Source organism: Mesorhizobium sp. M1A.F.Ca.ET.072.01.1.1 (assembly GCF_004023325.1).
Taxonomy (GTDB): Bacteria; Pseudomonadota; Alphaproteobacteria; order Rhizobiales; family Rhizobiaceae; genus Mesorhizobium.
This window is the reverse complement of record NZ_RZSF01000725.1, coordinates 1-471: the sequence shown is the minus strand read 5'-3', so window position 1 is coordinate 471 and position 471 is coordinate 1. Positions and strand designations below refer to the sequence as shown.

Annotated in this window: 1 protein-coding gene; it reads right to left on the bottom strand. The window is 67.7% G+C overall.

Annotated features, from left to right (window positions below):
• Positions 1 to 60 precede the first annotated feature (60 nt).
• Positions 61 to 471: DUF1403 family protein (locus EOA32_RS37730; protein WP_128374341.1), on the bottom strand; the 411-nt coding region annotated here is incomplete at its 5' end.

Genomic DNA, 471 nt, shown 5'->3' with positions numbered 1-471 from the left:
GTGTCCAGCAACGCCGGCTGCTCGTTTGGCTTGCGGCGAACGGAGGCTTGGCTCATCGCGCTACAGCCCAAACAGCCGGAAGCTGGCGCGTCCCGACAGCTCGCGCACGGCCTCGAGTTGCTGCAGGCGCTCGAACAGCCGTCGCGCCGCAAAGCGCGACAGGTTTTTGGTCGTCAGCGATCCGACGACAGCATCTTCGTTCAGGAGCAAAAAAATCACGTCGCCGGCGCCCTTGGCGCGCAGTTTTGGCGCCACCGCGAGAAGTTTTTCGGCGCGACGCGACAACTCGGCCGCCAGCCGGCAGGCATCGGCCACAGCTTGAACCAACGCGACGCAGACCGCCCGCTCAAAATTTTTGTCCCCGGGGCGGGTCCGCCTGGCACCGCCCGCCTCGGCGCGGAAGGGCGGAGCAAAGGCCTGCACCATCAGGAGCGGCAGCGGCCGCGGCCAGCGCAGGCCCTGAGCCAGCAC